This window comes from Commensalibacter intestini A911 (genome assembly GCF_000231445.1).
In the GTDB taxonomy this organism is placed as follows: Bacteria; Pseudomonadota; Alphaproteobacteria; order Acetobacterales; family Acetobacteraceae; genus Commensalibacter; species Commensalibacter intestini.
Genome location: NZ_AGFR01000007.1, coordinates 94,305 through 117,069, shown reverse-complemented (window position 1 = coordinate 117,069; position 22,765 = coordinate 94,305). Strand labels below are relative to the sequence as shown.

20 protein-coding genes are annotated in these 22,765 nt (G+C 36.7%); 13 read left to right on the top strand and 7 right to left on the bottom strand.

Features of this window, described 5'->3' with window-relative positions:
• Positions 1-72 precede the first annotated feature (72 nt).
• On the top strand, positions 73-678 hold the full coding sequence (locus CIN_RS11405; RefSeq protein WP_008854108.1) for a Smr/MutS family protein: 606 nt from the start codon (positions 73-75) through the stop codon (positions 676-678).
• 9 nt (positions 679-687) lie between these two features.
• Here the strand turns inward: CIN_RS11405 and CIN_RS05695 are convergent, their stop codons facing one another.
• Entirely contained in the window at positions 688-1,764 is a 1,077-nt protein-coding gene (locus CIN_RS05695) for a type 2 periplasmic-binding domain-containing protein (RefSeq protein ID WP_008854107.1), read from the bottom strand.
• A 205-nt stretch (positions 1,765-1,969) separates the two neighbouring features.
• Between CIN_RS05695 and CIN_RS05690 the strand changes: the two genes are divergently transcribed.
• The 4 genes from CIN_RS05690 to CIN_RS05675 all read left to right on the top strand — a co-directional run bounded on the left by CIN_RS05690 (position 1,970) and on the right by CIN_RS05675 (position 5,575).
• On the top strand, positions 1,970-3,208 hold the full coding sequence (locus CIN_RS05690) for a cytochrome b (RefSeq protein ID WP_008854106.1): 1,239 nt from the start codon (positions 1,970-1,972) through the stop codon (positions 3,206-3,208).
• Positions 3,205-3,984, top strand: coding sequence for a cytochrome c1 (locus tag CIN_RS05685; RefSeq protein WP_083813353.1), 780 nt, complete (start codon positions 3,205-3,207; stop codon positions 3,982-3,984). Before CIN_RS05690 ends, CIN_RS05685 begins: the two co-directional genes overlap by 4 nt.
• Positions 3,974-4,870, top strand: coding sequence for an S-methyl-5'-thioadenosine phosphorylase (locus CIN_RS05680; protein WP_008854104.1), 897 nt, complete (start codon positions 3,974-3,976; stop codon positions 4,868-4,870). The genes CIN_RS05685 and CIN_RS05680 overlap by 11 nt, the downstream gene beginning before the upstream one ends.
• 63 nt (positions 4,871-4,933) lie before the next feature.
• Complete coding sequence (locus tag CIN_RS05675; protein WP_008854103.1) at positions 4,934-5,575, top strand: tetratricopeptide repeat protein; 642 nt, start codon at positions 4,934-4,936, stop codon at positions 5,573-5,575.
• A 214-nt stretch (positions 5,576-5,789) separates the two neighbouring features.
• Here CIN_RS05675 and CIN_RS05670 read toward each other — a convergent pair whose 3' ends face one another.
• The 3 genes from CIN_RS05670 to CIN_RS05660 all read right to left on the bottom strand — a co-directional run bounded on the left by CIN_RS05670 (position 5,790) and on the right by CIN_RS05660 (position 8,288).
• Complete coding sequence (locus CIN_RS05670) at positions 5,790-6,869, bottom strand: alkene reductase (protein WP_040364017.1); 1,080 nt, start codon at positions 6,867-6,869, stop codon at positions 5,790-5,792.
• 87 nt (positions 6,870-6,956) lie between these two features.
• Entirely contained in the window at positions 6,957-7,544 is a 588-nt protein-coding gene (locus CIN_RS05665; protein WP_008854101.1) for a TetR/AcrR family transcriptional regulator, read from the bottom strand.
• 81 nt (positions 7,545-7,625) lie between these two features.
• On the bottom strand, positions 7,626-8,288 hold the full coding sequence (locus CIN_RS05660) for a dienelactone hydrolase family protein (RefSeq protein WP_040364107.1): 663 nt from the start codon (positions 8,286-8,288) through the stop codon (positions 7,626-7,628).
• A gap of 277 nt (positions 8,289-8,565) precedes the next feature.
• Between CIN_RS05660 and groES the strand changes: the two genes are divergently transcribed.
• The 3 genes from groES (at position 8,566) to CIN_RS11400 (ending at position 11,523) form a co-directional block, all read left to right on the top strand.
• The gene (groES, locus tag CIN_RS05655; protein WP_040364016.1) at positions 8,566-8,856 is read left to right on the top strand and encodes a co-chaperone GroES; all 291 of its coding nucleotides are present in this window, start codon (positions 8,566-8,568) and stop codon (positions 8,854-8,856) included.
• 69 nt (positions 8,857-8,925) lie between these two features.
• Positions 8,926-10,584, top strand: a complete 1,659-nt coding sequence (gene groL, locus CIN_RS05650; protein WP_008854098.1) for a chaperonin GroEL — start codon at positions 8,926-8,928, stop codon at positions 10,582-10,584.
• 171 nt (positions 10,585-10,755) lie between these two features.
• Positions 10,756-11,523 carry a DUF805 domain-containing protein gene (locus tag CIN_RS11400; protein WP_050798363.1) on the top strand — a complete coding sequence of 256 codons (768 nt, stop codon included), beginning with the start codon at positions 10,756-10,758 and terminating at the stop codon, positions 11,521-11,523.
• A 4-nt stretch (positions 11,524-11,527) separates the two neighbouring features.
• Here the strand turns inward: CIN_RS11400 and CIN_RS05640 are convergent, their stop codons facing one another.
• On the bottom strand, positions 11,528-12,445 hold the full coding sequence (locus CIN_RS05640) for a DMT family transporter (RefSeq protein ID WP_008854096.1): 918 nt from the start codon (positions 12,443-12,445) through the stop codon (positions 11,528-11,530).
• Between the two features lie 385 nt (positions 12,446-12,830).
• Between CIN_RS05640 and CIN_RS05635 the strand changes: the two genes are divergently transcribed.
• Positions 12,831-13,034 carry a cold-shock protein gene (locus CIN_RS05635; RefSeq protein WP_008854095.1) on the top strand — a complete coding sequence of 68 codons (204 nt, stop codon included), beginning with the start codon at positions 12,831-12,833 and terminating at the stop codon, positions 13,032-13,034.
• Between the two features lie 91 nt (positions 13,035-13,125).
• Here the strand turns inward: CIN_RS05635 and CIN_RS05630 are convergent, their stop codons facing one another.
• Positions 13,126-15,945: an ATP-dependent DNA helicase gene (locus CIN_RS05630; protein WP_008854094.1), complete on the bottom strand. Its 2,820-nt coding sequence runs from the start codon at positions 15,943-15,945 to the stop codon at positions 13,126-13,128.
• A 128-nt stretch (positions 15,946-16,073) separates the two neighbouring features.
• Between CIN_RS05630 and CIN_RS05625 the strand changes: the two genes are divergently transcribed.
• Entirely contained in the window at positions 16,074-17,690 is a 1,617-nt protein-coding gene (locus tag CIN_RS05625; RefSeq protein WP_008854093.1) for a lysine--tRNA ligase, read from the top strand.
• A 50-nt stretch (positions 17,691-17,740) separates the two neighbouring features.
• A complete protein-coding gene (locus CIN_RS05620; protein WP_008854092.1) occupies positions 17,741-19,825 on the top strand; it encodes a lysylphosphatidylglycerol synthase domain-containing protein in 2,085 nt (694 codons plus the stop codon).
• Here CIN_RS05620 and thpR read toward each other — a convergent pair whose 3' ends face one another.
• Positions 19,826-20,362, bottom strand: coding sequence for an RNA 2',3'-cyclic phosphodiesterase (gene thpR / locus CIN_RS05615; protein ID WP_008854091.1), 537 nt, complete (start codon positions 20,360-20,362; stop codon positions 19,826-19,828).
• Positions 20,363-20,507: 145 nt separating this feature from the next.
• Here thpR and CIN_RS05610 point away from each other — a divergent pair, with 145 nt between their 5' ends.
• Together CIN_RS05610 and cyoA are read left to right on the top strand one after the other, a co-directional pair.
• A complete protein-coding gene (locus tag CIN_RS05610; protein WP_008854090.1) occupies positions 20,508-21,278 on the top strand; it encodes a Bax inhibitor-1/YccA family protein in 771 nt (256 codons plus the stop codon).
• Between the two features lie 501 nt (positions 21,279-21,779).
• On the top strand, positions 21,780-22,763 hold the full coding sequence (cyoA, locus tag CIN_RS05605; RefSeq protein WP_040364015.1) for a ubiquinol oxidase subunit II: 984 nt from the start codon (positions 21,780-21,782) through the stop codon (positions 22,761-22,763).
• Positions 22,764-22,765 lie beyond the last annotated feature (2 nt).

Here is a 22,765-nt window from a genome sequence, read left to right as displayed (position 1 = left end):
TCCTTTAACCTTTCACTGGACTTCTGGTGAAAGGTTTTTTATTTGATATGTTTGATGCAATCTTAAGGGTTAATGAAATTGGCAAGAGGACGAAAATTAAATAAAGAAGAGCAATCTTTATGGGATCATTTTGCCAATCAAATCAGAGGAATTCGTAAAGAAAAGCAATGTGAGGCTCCTGCCATGAAAGTTGCTTTTCATGAGCGTCCTGATAATCATAAGAAATTATTAGCCAATTCTCAGCGTTCACAAAGGTTAGTTCAAACAGAAAATTTTATTCAGTATTACAAGCTGTTTAAGAGAAAGCAAGAACAACCTCTTGAGTATAAACCTTTTGTAGGTATTGGGCAGAAACAAGCAGGTCTGGATACGAATACTTGGAAGAAGCTCCATAAAGGACAAATGCAGCCAGAAAAAATTTTAGATCTTCATGGGCATACAGCACAGCGCGCATTTTTTATTTTAGAAGAATTTTTAATTCAATCTCAACGAAATAATATTCGTTGTGTAGAAATTATTACAGGGATTGGAACTGGATACAAAGAGGGCGGGATTTTAAAAAGAGAGCTACCATATTGGTTAAATCGTCCAGCAATACACTCTTTAATTCTTGGAACTACTTATCCCGCGCAATGGAATGGTGGAGCGGTTCGAATTTTATTAAAACGAAACCGCTAGTATTAATGGTTAGTTATTTGACCATTTAGATGATTTTGCAGATAACCAACGTTGTAAAGCCATAGTTGTAATAATAGAGGGGCATATTTTGCTCATTGTATCATTACATACTGGGTTTTCTTGTAAGGTCGTATCATTTTGTTTAGCCATATTGATAATAGAGCTATCTTGTAAGATTTTACTTGTATGTAATTTCCATTTTGATACGAGAGCAGATGGTGTCAACATAGGGAGCATAATTGCAACACTCATTCTAGAGGCTAGTGCAATTGCATTCCAAGCATCAAATAGCGTATTTGCGGTTTTATAATGACGAAACTGATTGTAAAGGTCACTGAAGCGAGGGCCGTAAGTCGTTGAATTATCCAAAGAGAAAAAGACATGTAGGCCGTCTTTTAATAACTCTGGGATTTGGGCAACACTTTCATGAGTACTGAGCTGTAACGCGTCCACATCCCCCTTTTTTAGTGCATTAATTGCCGTTGGATAATCAGTAAAGCCGTCTACTGGAATTGTATTGATTTTTAAAAGTTCGATTCCCAATAGAGTTGGCAACTCTCGACCGATGACAGAAGTAACAGCGACCTTCATGGATCTGTTTTTTAGTAAATCAGGAATAGAGTTATGAAAAGGTTGACGAGCAATCGTCACAGATGGTGAAAGTCCAGTTAAAATCGGAATCCATCGTTCGCAATCGAAATGTACACGTTTATCTCCGGCCATTGAAGCAATAAACGCACTACCAGAAGTAACAAGTGCGGTGTTTCCATCAGGGCTGGTTCTTGTATCGAATAAATTTGCTCCTGTAACCCCATCATATCCCGTCGTATATTTTACAGGTAAAGGTGCGGTTTCTTGTAGGCTGGTTGCAAAACTAGAAGAAAATTGCGTGGCCCATTCTCCAAGAGCACTTTTTTCTGGTCCACCTACTAGAAAAGAAAAATCTTCATCATCTTTGCGGGTTTGTATTGGTTTGATGGCAAGCGTTTCATCAGCATGGGCAGCAGATAGTGCCCCTGTGGTGATACTTGCTCCAGCAAGAGAGAGTAAGCGTAAAAATTGGCGTTTTGTTACCGAGGAGGGCATAAGATAGTTATTCTTGTTACAATAAAGGTTTAAAGGAGAAATATATATAAGTATGAAAGATTTTAAATATTGTTTAAAGGTTTTTTTTACTTAATTTTATTTTTCATATAAATGTAGCATTATAAAGGCAAAATTATTTAATTAAAATAATTTTGTTTATAAAACGAGTTCAACTTATCGTATATTTTGATGCAAAGCTGTTGTAATGACTCATAGTCCTGAACTGAATCCTGATCAAGAAGCGCCTAAGAAACAAGCTGTTTCAACATGGATTGAAAAACGTTTGCCTATTTTTTCGACCTTTCGGCGTGAGTATATTCAGTTTCCAATGCCTAGGAATTTAAATATTTGGTGGGCTTTTGGGGCTGTTTTAACCGTTATTCTATTGTTGATGTTGGCAACAGGTATTTTTTTGGCAATGTCTTATACACCGTCTGCAACGGGAGCATTCGCGTCGATTGAGATGATCGAAAGGCGCGTGCCGAGTGGTTGGTTACTCCGTGCTTTGCATATGGCGGGCTCTAATTTATTTTTAGCATGTTTATATTTGCATTTATTTAGAGGGCTTTATTATGGCTCTTATAAAAATCCTAGAGAGTTGGTTTGGTTCTCTGGTTTATTTTTAATGATGATGGTGATGATGACAGCATTTGCTGGGTATATTTTACCTTGGGGGCAGATGTCTTACTGGGCTGCCAATGTTGTTATTCAGGCAATTTCTTCGGTTCCGTTGATTGGTGAGGGGTTAGCTCATTGGTTAATGGGAGGCAGCTCACCAAATGATTTAACCTTACATCGTTACTTTGTTTTGCATTTTGTCATGGCTTTTTTCATTATTGGTGTGGTGTTTATTCATGTAATTTGTTTACATGTGGTGAAGTCTAATAATCCCAAAGGCATAGAGCCTAAAACGAAAGAAGAAACACTGCCATTTTATCCATATTATGTGGCTAAAGATGGCGTAGTCATTGTTTTTGCGCTTTTAGTATTGGTTGTATTGGCATTTTTCTTTCCTGATTGGCTAACAAATAGTGAAAATTATATGCCGGCAAATCCTTTAGAAACTCCTGCGAATATTGCGCCTGAATGGTACTTTTTGCCTTTTTATGGGATCTTACAAATTATTCCATTTAAATTTTTAGGACTACTTTTGTCAGTAGGATCGTTATTGCTTTTGTTCGCAGTGCCGTGGTTGGATAGATCGCCTATTAAATCTGCTAAATATCGTCCTTTATATCGAGTGGCCTTGTTGTTATTGGTTATTTCTTTTGTGATGTTAGGTATTGTGGGGAAATATCATTCACATACAGGATTAGTATGGTTTGGCCGCTTGGCATTGCTTTATTATTATGTACATTTCTTAGTTATCCTACCGTTCTCAGAAAAATTTGAGTTAAAAAGAACGCTTCCGACATCTTTATTAGATGAGAAGGAGGCTAAATGATGAACCTCATTATTAGAAAAATACCGTTTATATTTGGATTAATGCTAGTTGGGTTGTTTATCCCAATGCTTTCTTATGCAAAAGAAACAATGTCATATAAGCACTATCCTTGGAGCTTTACGGGAGTTTTTGGAACGTATGATCTGTCCAGTGTGCAAAGAGGATACTTAGTTTATCGGAAAGCCTGCGCCTCTTGTCATTCTGTGCAATATATGCGTTATGCAGATTTGCAGCAAATGGGATTAACTTTAGATCAAATTGATAAAATTGCTAAAGAAGATCAGATTGTAGATGGCAAAGATGCTCAGGGTAAAGATTTTTATCGCCCAGCAACAGTTGTTGATTATTTGCCATCTCCATATCCGAATACACTGATTGCGAAATCTGTAAACGAAGGAAAAGTGCCTTTGGATTTTTCTCGTTATGGAATGGGGATGGGGCAACAAGCTGATTATATAATGGCGATTTTGATGGGATATCAAAATCCTCCTGCGGATTTTAAGTCAGATCAAGTAGGGATGGTTTATAATCGTTATTTCCCAGGCCATCAAATTGCAATGCGTTCACCATTAACGCAAGATAGTGTGAAATATACAGACGGAACAGCCGCAACGATAGAGCAACAAGCCAAAGACGTAACGACATTTTTAAGTTGGACAGCGCATCCACATCTGATAGAACGTCATCGTATCGGCATTATGATGGTCATTTATATGACGTTCATTGCTATTTTAATATTGATTGTAAAACGAAAAGTTTGGTCAAATGTCAAATAAACATACAACTTCAACACATACTCAACCAGTCATTGGGATTATTGGCGGGTCTGGGTTATATAATATTTCAGGATTAACCGATCAAAAATGGGTTAAAGTAGAAACCCCATGGGGCGATCCATCTGATGAATTACTGACTGGTAAATTAGATGGCGTGTCCTGCGTCTTTTTACCTCGTCATGGTCGTGGGCATGTGGTTTCCCCAACCGAAGTGAATTATCAAGCAAATATTGCTGCAATGAAAATGTTAGGCGTTACAGATATTGTTTCTGTTTCTGCCGTAGGGTCTTTAAAAGAAGAGCTGCCTCCGGGCACTTTTGTTGTTGTCGATCAAGTGATTGATCGTACACGACTAAGAAATAAAAGTTTTTTTGGTAAAGGTCTCGTTGCACATGTTTCTTTGGCAGATCCTTTTTGTGAAAGAATAGGCCAAGTATTATTTGATAATGCCAAAGAGCTTGGCTTGTCTGTTGTAAAAGGCGGAACTTACCTTGTAATGGAGGGGCCTCAGTTCTCAACCCGTGCTGAGAGTAATTTATACCGTTCATGGGGAGCGTCTGTGATTGGGATGACGAATATGCCAGAAGCTGCTTTGGCTCGTGAAGCAGAAATTTGTTATGCGACGGTTGCAATGGTTACTGACTATGATTGTTGGCATGAAGATCATGATGCGGTTAGTGTGGAAGCAGTCATTAAAACATTAACTGAAAATGCCAGCAATGCACGTGCTTTAGTGGAAAAAACTATTCCTAATTTAGGAAATCAACGCCCAAGTTGTTCTGTTGGATGTGATCATTCTTTGGAATATGCGTTGATGACAGCTCCAGAAAAAAGAGATCCTAAAGTGGTTGAAAAGTTAAAAGTTATTGCAGGGCGAGTTTTATAAAAGTTAGTTTAAATTTAACAAAATTCTCAGGGTAAAATTGTTTTATGACAAACAAGATTAGTAATGACAAAAATTAAGTATATTTTATTATTTACGGTATTATCTTTAACGGTAACGTTGATACATTTTTCATCAAAAACTTTTGCTGATGAAACTGTAACGAAAAGCTCTTTGATGTTGGTAAAAGAGCGTGCTGATCAGGGTAACGTAAATGCTCAACTTAAGCTAGGAATGACGTATGTTCTAGGTCAAGGTGTTTCTGCAGATTATCAAAAAGCAGCTGAATATTTTAATAAAGCTGCGAATCAAGGAAATGCATTTGCTCAATATAATCTTGGAAGTATGTATTATTATGGAAAAGGCGTTCCTCAAGACGATCAAAAAGCAATTGAATATTTTAATAAAGCCGCAGATCAAGGTAATGTGAGCGCTTTGACTCAACTGGGAGTAATTTACGCTGAAGGTCAAGGTGTTTCTCAGGACTATCAAAAAGCAGCTGAGTATTGGGATAAAGCTGCGAACCAAGGTTACGAAGCTGCTCAATATAACCTTGGCAGAATGTATTACTATGGTCGAGGCTTTCCGCAAGATTCTCAGAAAACAATTGAATATTTTAATAAAGCTGCGGATCAAGGTGATGTAATTGCTCAGCAAAATCTTAAGAAAATTTATGATCAAGATAGAGACCTTTCTCAAAAGCATTAGAAATCCATAATGTATTTTTAATAATTTTGTTTAAGCAATTCGAATGGTATCTATAACTATTCTAGTGAAAAACTAAAAGTGTATCATTGGTTATCGTTAGTATCGTCGGGAATGATATATAAACAAAGAGATGATTATTTATAGTTTAGAATAATCATCTCAAAAAAGAATTAATCGAAGTCAAAAAAGTTTAAAACCTTTTAAAGATTAAATTTTAATAATTGCTATATCCTTCTTCTCCCTGAGTAAACCAAGTATTTGCGTCATCTGGAGTGAATGGAATATTGTTTTTAATTTTAGCAACAAGATCAGGGTTAGAAATATAAGGACGGCCAAAAGCAACAGCATCGGCTTCGTTATTTTTCATTACTTGTTGTGCAGATTGACCATTATAAGAACCATTAATGATGAAATGACCTTTAAAATTCTTTCTCATCGCAGGGGCAATAGGGGCGTGTAAATCATCATCGGTTAAATCGGCCATGATGAAGTTGTTTTCACCAGGTCTAGGTTCACGAACTTCAAGGAAGTTGATTTTTTCTTTACTTAGAGCTTGCGCGGCAGCAACGAATAGAGCTTCTGGGTTACTATCATGCACCCCTTGGATCAGTTCATTTGGTGATAGTCTGACAGAGGTTCTGTCTGCACCGATGGCTTTATTTACAGCTTGAGTGACTTCAACTAATAAACGAATTCTATTTTCAATAGAGCCACCATATTCATCGGTTCTAAAATTACAATTATCTCTGAGGAATTCGTCAATCAAATACCCATTCGCAGCATGTATTTGCACGCCATCAAATCCTGCATCCATCGCATTTTTTGCTGCTTGAGCATAATCCTTTAATAATCTTGGGATTTCTTGGATGGGAAGGGCTCTTGCTGGAGCATAAGGTTGTTTTCCGTTATAGGTATGAGCCCATCTTGGCGCAGTTGTATCAGAGGCAGAAATCGGCTCTGGATGAAAAGAAGGATGTACTGTTCTGCCCATATGCCATAATTGACAAATAATTTTTCCACCTTCTGCATGCACGGCTTGATTAACGGGTTTCCATGCTTCTACTTGTTCTTTGTTCCAAATCCCAGGTGCATAAGGCCATCCCAATCCTTCGCGTGAAATCCCAGTGCCTTCAGAGATAATTAATCCGGCACAGGCACGTTGACGATAATACTCCACCATCAGTGAGGTTGGAATAAAATCGCGTGTTGCACGTCCACGGGTCATCGGCGCCATGACGATACGGTTCGATGCGTGAATGGCGCCCAGTTGAATGGGGTCAAATAAAGTAGGCATGATGATTTCCTTTGTTTTTTCAATCAATTGATGTTAGTCTAACAAAAAATAGACCAGTCGTCTAGTAACTTTATAAAAAAATATTTTTTATATGTTTAACAACGCCATTGTGCAGTGAAGTGCCGTTTTAAAAGGGCAGTCTGTTCTTTGTATTTTCGTAAGCAAGCTGGCGCCTAACCATTGCTGATAAAGTTCTTGAGCAGTTAAGACAGGATCAAGATGAGCAGGAATAGATTCATCTTTTTGGCCATCTTGAATAACATCAGTCATCAGAGATAAAATTTTTGTAGTGCCAACGCAAAATTCATGACGCATCGCTTCGGATAAATCAGTAACTTCAGAACAAAGTTTAACGACTAAACATTCCCCTTCATAATCATTGAGGCATTGAGTATCATTCCATTTACCCCAATAGGATAATAACCGTTCTTTTCCAGACAGATTAGGTTCGCTAAATAATAGGGCGATTTGAGCGGTATAGTTATTCATATAATACCGAATAACTTCAACTCCATATTCTTCCTTGGAACTAAAATAATAATAAAAAGATCCCTTTGGAATACCAGCTTTCTTTAATAGCTCTGTCAGTCCAACATTGGTAAACCCATTGGCAGCAAAGATTTTTTGCCCAGTTTGTAGTAAATGTGTTTTTTTATCATTAGTTGAAGAAGACATTGGTATCTTTGTTCTTTGAATGATGGATGGGGAATAGTGCTACAAAAAATTAATAGCACTATTTAGTCTATATATAATGATTTATAAATTTTTTGCAAAAAAATCTAGTGTGCGTTTTTGTGCAAGCTCATATGCTTCTTTATGAAAGCTATCCCGTGCTTGGCAGCCAAATCCATGATCAGCATTTTCATAAACATAAATATCAACATCTTTATAAGCTTGGCGGACTTTTTCGATAGCATCCAAAGGAATGCTATGATCCTTTTCGCCAAAATGCATTTGAACAGGACAATGATGTGGATGTTGTAAAAGAGAAGGGATTGCAGCCCCATACCAACAGCTTGCCGCAGAGAAAAGCTTTGTCTCTGTGGCAGCTCTCCAACTTAAGCTACCACCCCAGCAATAACCAACAATGCCAATTTTTTGGTAAGGTAAATGTTTAGCAGAGGCAATAATATCGAGTAATGTTTCTTCTGGTGCTATACGAGAGCGTAATTCAACACCTTCTAAGGCATCTTGATGAGTATAGCCTAGTTGTACATTTTTTTGAGTACGATCAAATAAAGCAGGCGAGATAACATGATAACCAGCGTTTGCAAATTGATCGCTTGTATAGCGAATATGGTCGTTGACGCCAAAAATCTCTTGTAAGACAACCAAGCCAGCATGTGCATTTTCTGGTATGTGTTCATAAGCATTAAATTGATGGTCGTCAGAAGCGATTAGCTGAATATCTTTTTTCATTAAAGTAAAAACTTTCGTTAATTTCATTGGGAATGTGAATAACATTATTGTTAAGCTAATCCATTCTTTGTTTTAAATGAAGTTTTTTATCGAAATTTGTTGATTGAAATAACGTTTAATCTTCTTGACATTCCATCACGCAGTACATAAATTAGAGAGTGAAATATCAATATATTTTATTGATATATCTTGGAGTGACGCGGCAAAACGCGCGTAGTTAAAACCCATAATGCTGCTTTTGAGAAGGGCATTATATAGAAATGATGGAGCGATCCAAATGACGAATTTTCGTCCTCTACACGACCGTGTGGTCGTTCGCCGTTTAAATGGTGAAGAAAAAACTGCTGGTGGTATCATTATTCCAGAAACAGCAAAAGAAAAACCTCAAGAAGGTGAAGTCGTTGCCGTAGGACCTGGTGCTCGTAATGAGCAAGGTCAAGTTGTTGCTTTAGATGTTAAAGCAGGCGATAAAGTCCTATTCGGCAAATGGTCAGGTACTGAAGTAAAAGTAAATGGCGAAGAACTTCTGATCATGAAAGAAAGCGATATTATGGGAATTGTTGGTTAATACCACAATTTCTTTTTATTTAAATTAGCTTTATTTTTGACTTACACTTTATATTTGGAGAAATAAATTATGGCTGCCAAAGACGTAAGATTTGGTGCTGATGCCCGTCAACGTATGTTACGTGGTGTTGATATCCTTGCTGATGCAGTAAAAGTAACCTTAGGTCCAAAAGGACGTAACGTTGTATTAGATAAGAGTTTTGGTGCACCTCGTATTACAAAAGACGGTGTATCTGTTGCAAAAGAAATCGAACTTGCAGATAAGTTCGAAAATATGGGCGCACAAATGGTGCGTGAAGTTGCTTCTAAAACCAATGACATTGCTGGTGATGGTACAACCACAGCAACTGTTTTGGCTCAAGCAATTGTGCGTGAAGGTTTAAAATCAGTTGCTGCTGGTATGAATCCAATGGATTTAAAACGCGGTATTGATAAAGCTGTTGCTGTTGTGGTTGAAGAACTACAATCAAAAACCAAAAAGATTTCTACACAAGCTGAAATTGCTCAAGTTGGAACAATTTCTGCAAATGGTGAAGCTGAAATCGGTGAAATGATCAGCAAAGCTATGGAAAAAGTTGGTAAAGAAGGTGTTATCACTGTTGAAGAAGCAAAAGGTCTACAAACAGAATTAGACGTTGTAGAAGGTATGCAATTTGACCGTGGATATATCTCTCCATACTTTGTAACCAACTCAGAAAAAATGACAGCAGATTTGGATAATCCTTTAATCCTTATCCACGAAAAGAAATTATCTTCTTTACAACCAATGTTACCATTGTTGGAAAGCGTTGTTCAAAGTGGTCGTCCATTATTGATCATTGCTGAAGATATCGATGGTGAAGCATTAGCAACATTAGTTGTTAACAAATTACGTGGTGGTTTGAAAATCGCTGCTGTTAAAGCTCCTGGTTTTGGTGATCGTCGTAAAGCAATGTTGGAAGATATTGCTATTCTTACAGGCGGACAAGTGGTTAGCGAAGACCTTGGCATTAAATTAGAAAGCGTTACTTTGAAAATGCTTGGTAATGCTAAAAAAGTTCATATCGACAAAGAAAACACCACCATTGTTGAAGGTGCTGGCGATGTTGAACAAATTAAAGGTCGTTGTAACCAAATCCGTGCGCAAGTTGAAGATACAACTTCAGACTATGACCGTGAAAAATTACAAGAACGTTTGGCTAAATTAGCTGGCGGTGTTGCTGTTATTCGCGTTGGTGGTTCTACTGAAGTTGAAGTTAAAGAACGTCGCGATCGCGTTGACGATGCTTTACATGCAACTCGTGCTGCTGTTGAAGAAGGTATCGTTCCTGGTGGTGGTACAGCATTAGCTCGTGCATCTGTGAAACTTGCTGAAATTGCATCTCATACAAATGATGATCAACGCGTTGGTGTTGAAATCGTTCGTCGCGCATTGCAAGCTCCTTTACGTCAAATCTCTGAAAATGCTGGTGAAGACGGTGCAGTGATTGCTGGTAAAGTTCTTGAAAACACTACATACAGCTTCGGTTTCGATGCTCAAGAAGGTGCATATAAAGATCTAGTTCAAGCTGGTATTATCGATCCAACTAAAGTTGTTCGTACAGCATTACAAGATGCAGCATCTGTTGCTGGTCTATTAATCACAACCGAAGCTATGGTTGCTGAACGTCCAGAAAAGAAATCTGATGCAGCTGGTGCTGGTATGGATGGCATGGGCGGAATGGGTGGTATGGGCGGAATGGGCTTCTAGTCCAACGCTGATACGCTTATTTGCTTAAAAAATAAAAAGAGGGACGCCTCTTAGAATTTGAAACCGCTACTTTGTAAGAAGTGGCGGTTTTTTATTTGCTTTAAATTGGCAATACTTCCCTTGTTTATATAATTAATGGATCAAAATAATTTTTTATTAAAGGGGGGTGTTATGAGAGGTAATATTTTAGATTTTTCTATACAGGAAAATACAGGTTATATTTCTGGAGATGATGGAAAACGTTATACATTTATAGGAAGAGAGTGGAAAGAAAACGCAGCCCCTAAAAAGGGGGATATTGTTGATTTTGAAGCTGATTTATCTGGTAATGTATTAAAGATTTATAAAATCTCTAGTTATGGAGGGGCTTTAAAAGTAGAAGCAGCAGCAATTAATGATGCTTATAGAAAGCAATTAGAAATAGAAGTAAAATATGGAATGATTGCATGGTTTAAAAAATGTATGAGAAATTATGCTAATTTTTCGGGAAGAGCTAGACGAAGTGAGTTTTGGTATTTTTCGTTAATGACATTTTTGATTGAACTTATTCCATCAATTATAATCAGTTTTATTGCTTACCTTATCGTAGACAATAATAAAGATTTATTTTTTAATTATGTTTATTATTATGATTTTGGAGCATCTGATATATATCAGATGTTTGGTATATCAGCTTTAGGAGCTTTTTTAGCTTGTTGGATGTGTTCTATAATATGTGGGTTTATCTTCCTAATACCAAGCTTTGCTGTAACAGTACGTCGTTTGCATGATATTGGACGATCTGGTTGGTGGTCTTTATTGATTATTTTAACTTATATTTTTTCTTTTGTTCCTTTTGGTAAACTTTTTGTATGCTTTCCGATTTATATTTTGTTTTTCGTATGGGCTTGTACGGATACGAAAAAGCAAGCAAACCAATGGGGCCTGCCTGCTAAATAAATAATTATTTGGAATGAGTGCTATGTAAAATCATTCCAATAAGCACTAATCCAATCCCAATCATTGAAAGTGTATCAGGAAGCGCGATATGAAAGAGAATAATTTCTCCTAGCAGAGTAAATAAAACTTCTCCTGATTGTGTTGCTTCGACGCTGGCAAGAGTTTTTAAATCATGATGCACTAACTCAGCCGCGTAAAAGAATAAAGTAGTCGCGATAACGCCAGAAAATAAGGCGACAATAAAGGTTTGGTAAATTTGTGTATCGTTGGGTATCGAATGTTCAATTGTTATTCCATACACGTTTAAAATGAGCCAAAAAGGTAAGCTACAAATAATCATCCCTAAGATTCTTTGGTATACATCTAGGCTGCCTTGTAGCATTAAGATCATTTTTCTGTTTCCCAGAGGGTAGGCAAAGGCAGCGATAACGATCCAAAAGCTACCTGTGAGGAGGTCTTTGAATTGAATATGATTAATCTGGCCAATTTGCATGGTCAGAATACCTAGGAAAATTAATCCAGAAAATAAAAAAGACGAGATTGAAATATGTATCCCTTTGTAAATAAAGGGAGAAACTAAAATTCCTGCTATAATTGTAAACTGCCAACTACTTGCAACAAGCCATGAGGGGCTAAAACTTGCAGAGTAAGTTAGGGGGGCATAAAAGACTCCAAAACCAATGGTGCTCCATAGGATCCATTGAATGGGTCGTTGGTGAATCGATAACAATACAGGGAATAAATTTTTTCTCATAATCACGATAACGAGAAAAAATGGAAGCATCCAATAAAATCTTAATGAAGATGACCAGATCCAACTGCCCCCTTCGTTGGCCATTAATTTATTAATAATAAAGGTAACGGCAAAAAAGAGTGCAGATAATATTCCGATAAAAATAGCTTTGTATTTAATAATATTCATTTTGATTTTTGTATTGTTATAATTATTAATTATTTTTTATTTCTTTAATGTTATGAAGGGCTCAATTTAAATATATATTAGTATTTTTTATATTTAATAAGTAATATTTATTTGTAATTAAATGATTATTTTACTTACAATCATTTTGAATATATAGAAAAATTATTTTTTCAATTAGATGAATATTGTGTGACATTTTTGTTTTTTACCTTTTTTTCTAATATTTTATTTGACAGTTTATGCATTTTATGTGCCAAATGGTATCAGAAAGTTTTAATACTTTCTATTAAGTTTAACGAGGTTCGCTTCGTTTTGATATTTTAACTCTATACCAGGTCTCCATTTCAAAGGCTTGGTTATCTAATTGATAAAGGATCCGCGGTTAATGCAAACTGGAACCGTGAAATGGTTTAATCCTACAAAAGGATTTGGTTTTATTGTACCTGAAGAAGGTGGTAAAGACGTGTTCGTTCATATCACTGCAGTTCAGGCAGCTGGTTTACGTGATTTGAAAGAAAATCAACGTGTAAGTTACGAAATCGTGACAGAGCGCGGTAAAGCTGCTGCAGCAAACTTAAAGCCTTTGTAAGCTTTAAAGCATTGATTACTGGTATTAGAGTGAGCTCGTTACCGTAAGCGAACCGGTTCTTGAAAGAGAACCGGCTTTGTGTTTTTATGGACTATGAAATATCTTTGTAGAACTCTGTAATAGATGTAATCGCATCTTGTAGAGATATTCTTACAATTGGAGCATCAGGTGGGAATGCAGATAGCATTTTTGTTGGAGTTCTCCGATCTAAAATAACAAAAATCCCTCTATCTGTTTGGCTACGAATTAAACGACCAAAAGCTTGTCTTAATCGTAATCTAACCAATTGTTCGTCATAGAAGTTTGGGCTTTCAGGATAAAAATATCTTCGTCTTTCACGATGTAGAATATCTGGTCTTGGCCAAGGCATTTTCTCAAAGACAACCAATCTTAGTGCATCTCCTGGAATATTAATGCCATCTCGCATTGCGTCCGTTCCAAGCAAGCAAGAATGTTGTTCGGATTTAAAGAGTTCAATGAGGCTGTTATTATTTATTGGATCAACATGTTGCGCAAACAAAGAAATGTTTTGTTCTTCCAAAGGATGAATAATTCTTTGATGCACAGCTCTTAACCGTTGAATAGCCGTAAACAGTCCCAATGCCCCGCCTTTAGAGGCTTGGAATAGATTTAAATAAGCATGCGCAAGATTATTGATCGATGGTGTATTGATATCATTGATAATATAAATACGAGCTTGTTTTGAATAATCAAATGGACAGACTAAAGAGGCACGAATAGGTGCGAGTGGAAGATGTGGTGTGCCAACACGTTTTTCAGCAGCTTGCCATGTTGCTTCGGTGTCATGTTGACTATCGTCTCTGAGGGTGGCAGAAGTTAAGATAATACCGTGTGCATAATTGGCGATACTTTTCATAAAGGGAAGTGTTGGGTCTAGCCAATGATGAAAAATTCCAATATCTAAAATCCGAGTGCCTGACTTTTCAATTTTTAAGAAGGTTACATGGGTTTGAGGCTCTTGTCGATCTTGTTTAGGTTGATCCAAGAGGTTTAATAGATCAACCCATACGCTTAACGGATTTACAGCACGTCTTTGCAAAGAGCTAATCGTTGTTTCAATGCGATCTTTTGAATATTTATCTAGTGTATCAATATCTGTTTTAAGTTTATGCTCTAGAGTTTGAATAAACTGTAATAAAGGTGTTAAGAGTTGTAAAAAACATTCAGAAAGGATTGATGCTTGTTGTTGTAACTCTGGTAGAATTGGAAATAAATCACACTCATTTTGATCATAATATTCTGGAACAGGAATAGGGGAGATATTCTTTTGTGAGCGTGCAAGTATTTGTGTGTAGACTAAATAAAAGAAATATTCCGTTTGGTTGCTATCCGGAACAAAATTATTGTCTGGCTCTGTAGAAAAATGAGAAGACCAGTTTAAAACAGGCAATGCATGTGTTGCTTGTAAAATGCTTTCTAGTAATTTCTCTAGTTTAGCATCGCCGACAATAACGTCATGAATACGTTTTTTAAGCCCTTTTGAGCGTGTTTTGTTACCTTCATTGCCCAATAGCCAGCGTCTTAGCTCACTTGTTTCTAACAAAGAGAATGCGACGGAATATGCGCTGTCTGTGGCGTCGAGTAAATGATGTGCTTCGTCAAAAATAAAGCGCGTGGGAAAGCTAGATTGATCATTGAGGTTATTATTCATGTACCAAGAAATCTGTTGCATGACGAGGGCATGATTGGCAATGACGATATCTGCATTTTGTGCTTGATGGATAGAGTTCTCGACAAAACAACATTGATAATGGGGGCAGGCTCCGTGAATACATTCGCCTCTACGTTCTGCAAGTTGATAAAGTAGTCGTTCGCTAAATAGATCGTTAAACCAGCTAGGAAGGTCTCCGCCAAATAAGTCCCCATCATTGGTTTCTTCAGCCCAACGGCATAATAAAATTAATGCTATTTTATTTCTATGTTGGTGTTGAGAAAGTGTATTGAGATGCTCTTCTAAATTAAGTAAGCATAAGTAATTTTCTCGACCTTTTCTGACAACGACATGTTCTTTTCTGATTTCTGGATCTGGATAAAGCCTTGTAAACTCGTCTTCGATTTGTCGTTGTAAGTGCTTTGTATAGGTATTAATCCATACGGTGCCTTCATTTTGGTCAGCCCACAAAGTGGCGGGAGCCATATATCCCAGTGTCTTACCTGTGCCAGTTCCAGCTTCTGCTAAAACAACGTTAGGACAATCAGGATGATTGCGTGGCTCAAAGGCTGCACGGGAAATATCAGCAAAGTCGATTTGTCCTACTCTGGTTTCTGCATTTGGCCCTAAGAGTTCTGATAAACGTTGTAATGTGTCTTTGCGTTGTAAAGGCAGTTGTCTTGGTGGTGGACGAGCAGGCTCTTCTTGCCATTTAGGTAATCTACGCCATATTTTTAAACTATCATTGGGTTGTAAGTTTTTAGGTGGAATAGGGATGGTGACGTTTAGAACGTCTAATACTAATGGAGCCCATTTCCATTGTGCATAAAATAATGCCGCTGCTTGAGCTTGTAATGCTTCAGAAGGAAAGTGAAGTTGTTTGTCTTTTAATTGCTGAACCAAATGGTCAATAATTGTCAGTAGAAAATCAGCACTGACAGGTTCTGGGCAAGGGATATCTAATGCACGCGCGATCGCTTGAGGGGTAAATCCAAAAGATTTTGTGGGATAGATAAAAGCAGCAAATTCGAGGATATCGAACCAATCATGGGGATTGATGTTTTTAGGTGACTGTAATTTTCGATACGTAATGGGTGCATGAATGACAAAAACAGCAGACTCTTTACCAACTTTTTCAATGGCTTGAGAGATTGATAAATCAAGGATTTCCCCTTCAGAAGTCAGGAGAGAGTATTGATGTTGATGGATGGTAAGTGTCGAATAATTGTCTAAAAACATTTTTTCACTAACAGTTTAAGAATATTTGATGATATTCTACTTTTTTGCTCTGTTCAATTGAACAGAGTGTTTTGTTGTTAATTTAATTTATTACAGAGGGCAGGCATCTTTGGAATGTCTGTAAAATGATGTCTAAAAATGATTTTTCTTCTTTTACGTCGATACCAAAATCTTGGCCTTTTGAGGAAGCAGTTAAGCTTGCTGATCGTATAAAGAGTAAGAAAGAGAAGTCAGATAAGCCTGCCTTGCTGGAAACAGGATATGGCCCATCTGGTCTGCCTCATATTGGTACTTTTGGTGAAGTTGCAAGAACCTCTTGGGTGCGTCAGGCGTATCAAGCATTAACTGGACAACCGATTAAAATCTTGGCGTTTTCAGACGATATGGATGGGTTACGCAAAGTTCCTGATAATGTTCCGAACAAAGAAATGCTGGCACAACATTTGGGTAAGCAGTTGTCTCGTATTCCTGATCCTTTTGGAACACATGATTCTTTTGGTGCACATAATAACGCACAACTTTGCTCTTTCTTGGATCATTTTAATTTTGAATATGAATTCGCATCAGCAACTGATTATTATACATCAGGACGATTTGATGCTGCGTTAAAGCGCGTTTTAGAAGTTCATGATGAAATTGTTGCTGTGGTTGGCAAAACATTAAGAGAAGAGCGACGTGCAACTTATTCTCCTGTACTGCCTATTCATCCTGAAACAGGCATTGTCATGCAAGTGCCAATGGAAAAAATTGATCCTGTTGCAGGGACAGTTGTATGGCGTGATGAAAATGGCAAAGCATTTGAAACATTGGTAACAGGCGGTCATGCTAAATTACAATGGAAAGCAGATTGGGCAATGCGTTGGTATGCATTGGGTGTTGACTATGAAATGTCTGGGAAAGATTTGATTGATAGCGTGAAGTTATCCAGTCGAATTTGTAAAATCTTAGGCGGAGAGCCTCCAATCAATCTGACTTATGAATTGTTCTTAGATGATCAAGGACAAAAAATCTCAAAATCTAAGGGTAATGGGTTATCTATTGAAGAATGGTTGCAGTATGCACCAGAGGAAAGTTTGGCGTTATATATGTTTAATGCGCCTAAACGTGCAAAAAGACTATTTTTTGATGTTATTCCAAAAGCAACCGATGAATATTTAAAGCATGTTTCTGATTGGGCTGAGCTAGAAAAAAATAAAGATCGTTTAGACGATGCAGAAAAAGAAAAAATCTATAACAATCCTGCTTGGTTTATTCATCAAGGGCAATTACCTGAAAAAGCAGGAAGTCCGATTACCTTTGCAATGTTATTAAATCTTGCGTCTGTGGCGAATGCAGAGCGTGCTGAAATCTTATGGGGCTTTTTAAAGCGTTATGATGATACAGTTTCCGCAGAAACTCATCCAATGTTGTCTAAATTAGTGGATTGTGCATTGGCCTATTATGCTGATTTTATTAAACCAAATAAAGATTATCGTAGGCCAGATGACAAAGAAAAACAGGCTTTGACATCGTTGGCTGATAAGTTGCGTGCAGTTCAAGGTCAATCTGTAACCGCAGATGAATTGCAAAATATGGTTTTTGCCGTGGGTAAAGAATTCGAATTTGAGCCATTAAGAGCATGGTTTGGATGTTTATACGAAGTCTTGTTAGGGCAAAAAGAAGGGCCTCGTTTTGGGATGTTTATTGCTGTTTACGGTGTTTCAGAAACCATCGAGTTGATCGAAACAGCGTTGACCAGAGAGTAATCTGGTCATTCACTAAAAGCAATTTGTTTTAATAACGATATAGTAGAGATATGCAGCCCAAAGATCCTTGTTTAGAAGAGACAACGTCAAAAGTAAAGAGAAGTCAATTTAAAGATAAAAGTTGGAAGACTTATTTTAAATTTTTCTCTCGTATTTTCGGTATTGTAATTTTTGTGGCTGCTATCTATGTCGTACAAAAAGAGTTTAAACACCTCAGTCTTAAAGAAATTAAATTTTCTTTAACACAAATTCCGAATGTTGCTTTATATGCTGCAGCGGGATGTACGTTTTTATCATTTCTGATTTTATCTTTTTATGACAAATTAGCAGTGCTTCAAGTCGGGCATCGGTTGTCCTTTTTGAAAACAGCATTTGCAGCATTTTGCTCTTATGTTTTATCGCATAATATCGGGTTTTCAGCAGTCTCTGGTGCCATTGTTCGGTTTCGATTATATGGCAGTTGGGGGCTTCAAGCGATTGAAATTGTTCAAGTTATCGCTTTTTGCTCGATTACTTATTTTTTAGGTGCCGCAGTTATAGTCGGGGCATTATTTATTTTTAAAGGCTCTGATCTGCCTTTGATTGGTCATGAGCTTCCTGAATATGTTTTTGTCATGTTGGGAAGTTTATGTTTATTGTTCGTTGCCGCTTATGTGGTGATTTCTTTTTATTGTAACGAGCTTAAACTCTGGAAATATCGTTTTTCTTTTCCTAGGCCAATGATGGCAATGGCACAAATTGTAATCGCAACAGCTGAAGTGATCGCAACGGCAGCAATCCCTTATTGTTTTATTCCAGATCATTCTCACCTTATTGGGTATCAGCCGATTGATTTTTGGACTTTTTTGGGGGTTTATATTGCCTCTTATTCTGCGGGTTTAGTCTCTAGTGTTCCTGGTGGGGCAGGCGTATTTGAGGGAAGTATGTTATATGCTTTACAACCTTATATGCCAGTGGCGAATATTTTTTGTGTTACTATTCTTTTTCGCTTATTTTATTATCTGATTCCCTTATTTTTTGCAGGTATTATGTTTGCTGGTCATGAGGTGTTTTTACGTGGTGGTAATGCACTACAAAATAATGCGAAAAAACTTTTTATTTTTAAATTGCGCCCTATGCCTTCATCTACAGCTAAAGTTAGAGAAAGTGATGCTGCTTTTTCAGTCAATATTGCGGCTGCAGCAGTAGCGATTTGTGGATTAATGGTTCTGGCATTGCCCGTGCTTGACCCTACAAAATGGATTGTGCTTAATTCTTTCTTTACGGTGATTGAGGTTGTCGGGGATTATATTATTTCTTTATTAGGAATGCTGTTGTTGACATTAACAGTTGCTTTAGCCCGCAGAATTACGATGGCTTGGCGATTAAGTTTAATAACATTATTTGCTTTAGTTGCTATTACTTTTATGAGAGGGGCACCTCTATTCGTTCCAATTATTTTGATTTTGTCCGCCTTTTTTATTGCACCTTTCAGATATTGTTATTATCGAAAAGCCAACTTTAGTGCTTCGCCTTTGTCGTTAAAAACAGGGATTGAGGTTTTAGTGTTAATGGTAACTGTTTACGTTATGGTTTGGATCAGTCCACATCATACAGCTAATCATGGAATTGTAGAGATTTTATTATCCAGAAAGGTTTCTTTTGAGACAAAGTGGGTTATTGTTTGCATGACTATTGTTGGTATTCTCGTTTTATTTAAAATGATGTTGCCCGCTAAAATTAAATTTGCTAGCTGGTCAGGCGAAACGAAAAAACTTTACGAAGTATTGTCTAATTCAACTATTGAGGCTATCGCAGAAACAAAACCTAATGGTATTTTGATTTGTTCAATAGAAGGGACAGTTGCACCTTTTTTAAGGCGAGAAGGAATGTTGATAGGAATGGCTGATCCTGTAGGTAAGGAAAGCGAGATTATTAATACGATTTGGAGATTAAGAGATTTAGCAACTCAAGAAAATCGTTCTATTGCTTTTTGGAATGTCAGTGAAAAATATCTATCGGTTTACCAAGATTTAGGGTTGGCAAATATGCATTTGAAAAATGGGCGTTATGTTTGTGGGGAGTTATATTATATGAACTATTTACATCAAGTAATTCAAAAGAAAATAAAAATATCAAAGCTTTGGGGGGATTAGTTAACGTAAAAGATAAGAAGATTCTATAATATAATGTGGCTCGTCTTTTGTTGGATAAGAGCTGAAAAGAGAGAACTCACAGACTGTAAATGGTTCCGTTTTAAAAAGATTATATTTATAGATCCAATTTGAAATTTGCTCTTCATTAAGTCCAACCCCTTTGGCAAGAGTGATGTGTGGGATAAAGCGCTGTTTTTTTTGTGAAATATCGAGTTGATGTAACGTATGATCAATTTTCTTCTTTAACTGAATAAGGGAATTAGATGGGGAAATAGAGGCCCAAAAAATACTTTCATAAGTTGGAGAAGTGAAGTGACCAACTTCGCTTATAGTCATGTCGAAGCGTGGTGTATTAATTTTTTCTAGTGATAATTCTAGTTCATTGAGAAAATCATAATTTTTTACTTCTCCGATAAAAGACAGCGTTAGATGATAGGTGTCTGGATTATTCCAGTGAATAGAGGGAAGGCTACCTCGTAAGGTGTTAAGATGTGATGAGATTGGATCGGGAAGGGGTATTCCTATAAAAAGTCTCATTATTTTCCATTGCCTTAATAAAAATCACAATAAATTTATAGCGCTATCAAACATAAAAACAACATATTTTTTTGAATACTTGATATTTAAGTAGTAATTGCGATATATTATTAGCTAATGAAAACTATATTTATGAGAAGATTACATGGTATTTCGTCCTGATTCATATAACAATACATCAAGTGTTAATGAGCAAGTAGCTTTTGATGCTGGCTTACGTAGCTATATGCTTCGTGTTTATAACTGGATGGCTTCTGGATTATTATTAACAGCACTAGTTTCATATTTGGTAGCAAATACCTCTTTGGGAAATATTTTTTACCATTTGGTTTTTGTGAATGGTGTAACTCGTGTAAGTCCTACAATGCTTGGTTTTATTGCAATGTTATCTCCATTAGCATTTGTTCTGGTCATGTCTTTTGGGATTAATCGTTTGTCTACACAAACAGCACAAACATTGTTTTGGGCACTCTGTGCTGCGATGGGAATTAGTATGGCAAGCATTTTCTTTGTCTATACTGGTGAATCTATTGCGAGAACATTTGTTGTTGCTGCAAGTATGTTCGCAGGAATGTCTTTGTGGGGATATACTACGCAACGTGACTTAACTGGAATCGGTTCATTTTTAGGGATGGGACTTTTTGGTTTGGTTATTGCAATGGTTGTGAATATGTTTGTTCATAGCTCTGGTATGTCTTTTTTGATTAGTTTGGTTGGCGTTGTTGTTTTTACAGGCTTGGCAGCAACAGATACACAAAGAATTAAATTATCTTATCAATCATTCTATCAATATGAAGGTCCAGAAATGGCTGCAAAGCGTAGTGTCTATGATGCATTAACGCTATATTTGAACTTTATTAACCTGTTCCAATTTTTATTACAATTTATGGGCGTTCGTTCAGGTAATAATAATTAAGCAACTATTTTCTTTTACAAGAAAATTAGGTTTATATTTTCGGAAGTGCACTAATATTTTAGTGCACTTTTTGTATTTATATAATGTTATGTTATTTTATGTAATAAATTGTGATGTAATTATCACGCGAACTTTAAACTTATATATAAATCCATATGTTAGGCTTTTTGGGGATCGTTTTAATTTAAAATGCGGCGTAGTATAGCTCGTCATACCTAATAAAATTCATGTTATGTATAGAGTTTTTAGATGTTTTGCGAAAGCTGGTTGTAACATATAATTATTTATAGTAGGAATAAGGCACTAAATTAATATCATTGTGACTAAAAGATTTGTGTCTTTTTTAAGTGCATATAATGGTGTTATTATGAGTTTATGTTTTTTGAGGAATAACAAAGATATACTTGTTGTTATTCTGATAAAAATTCAAAAAAAAGAAAGATGTTCTGTTAAATGAACAAGCTGATGAGTTGAGCAATGTCAGAATCAACGAGGCATAGAATGAAAAAAATATTACCGAAAATTACATTATCGGTAGTGGGTTTAGCGTCTACCTTAATGTTAGGTGGATGTAATATGGTTTTAATGGATCCAAAGGGAACCGTTGGACAAGGTGAAAAGCACTTAATCTTAATGTGTGCTGCGGCAATGCTGTGTATTGTTATTCCAGTTATTATCGCCACTTTGTGGGTTGCGTATCGCTATCGTAAATCAAATACGAATGCGACATATGCGCCTAAATGGGACTTTTCAACAACGATTGAAATTTTGGTTTGGGGTATTCCAATGTGTTTGATTGCATTCCTTGCATATCATACATATATATCCTCTCACGAGTTGGACCCATATAAACCGATTGCTGCTCCTGCTGATAATCCAAATGTAAAACCTATAAAGATACAAGTTGTTGCATTAAACTGGAAGTGGTTATTCATTTATCCAGAATATGGAATTGCAACAGTAAATGAAATTGCAATTCCGGTGAATACGCCTATTGCATTCCGTTTAACATCTGATGCGACGATGAATTCATTTTGGATTCCACAATTGGGATCTCAAGTGTATGTCATGGCAGGTATGCAAACACAATTGCATTTGATGGCGACTTCTCCTTCTCCAGCTGATGGTTTTAGAGGCGTTTCAAGTAACTATAGTGGTGCTGGATATTCAGATATGAAATTCCGTGCTATTGCAACAGATCAAAAAGGTTTCGATGAGTGGGTTGAAAAAGTGAAAGCTTCTTCAAAGCAATTAGACAGCAAAGATGGCGAAGTCTATAAGCACTTAAGAGATAATCAAATGGATTATGCAAGAGAACACGAAGGAAACGTTAATCCTGAGCCAGTACAATATTTTGGTACTGTTGGACATCATTTCTTTGATGAGATTGTTGCACAATATAATCATGGACATTCAACTGTAGAAGGCCATGGGAATATGAATATGGATCCTGCTCAATCTAATGATATGCACTCAGGGGAATAGGA